Origin of the sequence: Tistrella mobilis (assembly GCF_039634785.1) — a bacterium.
Classification (GTDB): domain Bacteria; phylum Pseudomonadota; class Alphaproteobacteria; order Tistrellales; family Tistrellaceae; genus Tistrella; species Tistrella mobilis.
On sequence record NZ_JBBIAB010000053.1, the window covers coordinates 1 to 3097 of the forward strand.

At 45.5% G+C, this 3097-nt stretch carries 2 protein-coding genes and 1 pseudogene; all 3 read left to right on the forward strand.

From position 1 onward, the window contains the following. Positions 1–291 precede the first annotated feature (291 nt). The gene (locus WI697_RS27365; protein ID WP_345960674.1) at positions 292–1560 is read left to right on the forward strand and encodes a hypothetical protein; all 1269 of its coding nucleotides are present in this window, start codon (positions 292–294) and stop codon (positions 1558–1560) included. After that, positions 1557–2588 carry a polysialyltransferase family glycosyltransferase gene (locus WI697_RS27370; protein WP_345960675.1) on the forward strand — a complete coding sequence of 344 codons (1032 nt, stop codon included), beginning with the start codon at positions 1557–1559 and terminating at the stop codon, positions 2586–2588. Before WI697_RS27365 ends, WI697_RS27370 begins: the two co-directional genes overlap by 4 nt. A gap of 49 nt (positions 2589–2637) precedes the next feature. Beyond that, a pseudogene (locus WI697_RS27375) lies at positions 2638–2967 on the forward strand (IS5 family transposase); the annotation flags it as partial. Positions 2968–3097: the final 130 nt, after the last annotated feature.

The following is a 3097-nucleotide window of genomic DNA, read 5'->3' on the forward strand; positions in this document are numbered from 1 at the left end:
CCCAATCGCTTCGCCCAAGGCCCCACACGGTTCCATCCATCCCTCCCAAGCCAACAACGTCGACAATGAGAGATTCAGACTTTTTCCGTCCTGTCACGCACAGTTTCACCCGATTGCCCTGTCCGCCATCTTCAGATGGCTTCCAATATATGGGGCATCGCGGTTATGCTGCCACCGGGTAGCGCTGGGTTTTTCGAACAGGCTTGAACGATCACTTGGAGTAGAAAGCCGGACTCCGCGCTCGCCCTTTTCAGTTTAGAGACGGCCTCCAAGAAAAGGTGTTCACTAGAGATGGCGCGCTTGAGAACCCTCTTTATCATGGGAGGGGTAATGGGGCAGAGGTTGAGCAACCTCATTCTCCTGCCTCTTCTAATTGCAACGATGACAGCCCCAGAGTTTGTGCGCTTCGGTCTCTTCTCGAGCTTGGTTGCCGTTGCTGTTCCTCTACTGAGTATGAATCTACACTTTGCAATTGGTCGCCTCTATTTTGATACAAAGGATATAAACGAACACGGTTCAATATTTTTGAGTAATTTGTTCACGGCGATTTTTTCCATAATATTATTTAGCGGATTTATTATTACCATTATATATATCGGGAATATTCCAGATCCTCTTGCTGAAAACAATATACCCACTCAAATAATTATTGTGATTGCAGCTATAAGTCTGGTATTTATGCAGGCCGCAGGCATTCTGGCACGCCTCCAAGACAATAGTTTTTTATTTGCGGCCATATCAATTTCGTCTGGCCTTGGATTGATTGCGGGGTATGTAATACTTTCTCCATTTATGAGTGACAATGTACTTGCTGCAATTTTGTCATATATTTTTGCTCAATTTTTGGCTTCAATGTTGGGGCTGTTGCCTATGGTCCGACTATTACGCAATGGGCGTTTTTGTACAAAAGCTGTCCGAAGAGCTCTCTCTTACTCGAGCGGTACAATGGTTTTTGTGGTCTCGATGTGGGTGGTGGCTCAGGCCGGACGTTGGGTGGGGAGCGTTACACTTACGCCTAGTGAAGCAGTTTCATATACTCTTATTTCCTATGGTATTGTTGTTCTTGGTGTCTTGGTCAATTCCTACACGGAAGCTAGGAGGATACCCATATTTGAGAGATTCTCAGAAGAAAAAATAGATGAAGCTCTTCAGATTATCTGGAGATCAGCATTAAAAAATATTAAAATTATTGCCTTCTTCTATACAATGGGGGTTATTTTCTGCGAATATCAAACACATATTTTGCCTAATGGGTATCGAATTGAATTTGTGTGGCTGCTGCCGTCCCTTGTTTATTCTCTGACTGCTGTACTCTTTAATAGCGCTTTTTGGATGCTGACAGGGCTTCATCGCACGGTATGGCTTTCTGTAATCTGTGTGAGTGCAGTGGCTATATACATTCCTTTGCTTTCCTGCCTAAGTTACAAGGGCGTGATGGGGCTACTGTGGACATCTGCTTTGGTTATGACACTTCAGTCTGCTGCAGCCTTTGGTGTTGCTTATTACCTTGCGCGGCGTCAAAAGCATATAGTTCGTAGTATCAAAGGATCAAAAGCATGAATAAAGATCTGGAATTGCGGGGTGACTGCCAGATATTTATCTGTACGGGATTTGAGGCACTGAAGGCATCACGCCAGATTATTCATAGATTTTCGAAGGGGAGACCGAGTTATATTTTTTGGTTTGGTGGGGATCGAGGGCAGGATGAAATCGACGAGCCCTTTACGCACCTCTTTGAGTTCAAGACCGCTGCTCAAGGTATGAGTTATGGAGAACTACTTCAGGATTTCTCCAGGATTTTGGGGGAGAATTCGGAAAAATTCAAGGATGCGGATATTTTTATTCCGCATCCTTATCATTTTGCCGCGAATTATTTTTTGAATAAGCCAAATATTGCCGGTCTTTATCTTTTACCTGATGGAATGATCAACTATTCACACAGAAAGCTCACACTAGTGGAGAAATTAAAATCACTTGCTAAGTTGATTTACGGTTGGATTTATCATGTCCATTATTATCCTTGTGTACGTTCTCTTCACATCACTCGTTATGAGGATTTGCCTTACGTGGCCACATTCACTTTTGAACCGAGACGACTGGTAACGACCGCAGGATCTGTTTTTGTCCTTGATGATATTATTAATAAAAATGATTATGTTTCGGAGCCTGGGCGGATTCTGTTCTTGGATCAGGAGATTACAGAAATTTTCTCAAAAGATTTGGCTTACGCCATTCGTATGGCTGCTTTTTCCTTCATGGAAAATCTGAATGCGAATGAAATCTACTATAAGCCTCATCCAAAAGGACAGAATCGAATTAATCTTCTTCGCTCTATTATTCCTGAGGCAATTTTGCTAGAAAAAAAAGGAGCTGTGGAGAACATTATAGGAGAATTGAGGGTTGAAAAATGTGTATCATTTTACAGTACGGCGCTTTTGGTGCTGCGAAGAATGACCACGGTAGAAACTATTTCCATCCTTCCGTCTGCACCCCCAAATCATACAGCAGAGTTCGTAGAGGGTATTGCAAAGAGTTTTGATGAACACGGTATTATTGTGCTTAGGGTCAAAACCCAACCAATCTCTTGATAATGAGATCATTCCGTGATTCCAGTGGTCTGTAACCACGAGGAACACGATGTCTCAGCTTTTCTGGTTGTCGGACGAACAGTGGGCTCAGCTTGAGCCGCACCTGCCCAAGAACCAGCCGGGTGCCCGGCGTGTGGATGACCGACGGGTGATTTCGGGGATCATCCACGTGCTGCGGACCGGGTGCCGATGGTGTGACTGTCCTGCGGAATACGGGCCGTCGACAACCATCTACAACCGCTTCCACCGGTGGTCCGGGCGTCGTTTCTGGACGGGGCTGGTGGAGGCTTTGGCGGCATCCGGGGCCGTCACGAAGTCAATGGCGATCGACTCCACCTATGTGAAAGCCCATCGGTCAGCACATGGGGGAAAAGGGGGGCGAAATCTCAGAGTCCGTCCGAGAAGTTATCTATGATTTCCGGATCCTTGCGATTCTGCGCATCATGATCCGGATCATCGCGAGGCGGAGGAATGCCAAAGCCATCCGTGAGAGGTTCTCGAAGTCTCTG

Coding starts and splice junctions, on each gene's coding strand:
- WI697_RS27365 (WP_345960674.1), top strand. CDS start 292: ATGGCGCGCTTGAGAACCCTCTTTATCATGGGAGGGGTAATGGGGCAG.
- WI697_RS27370 (WP_345960675.1), top strand. CDS start 1,557: ATGAATAAAGATCTGGAATTGCGGGGTGACTGCCAGATATTTATCTGT.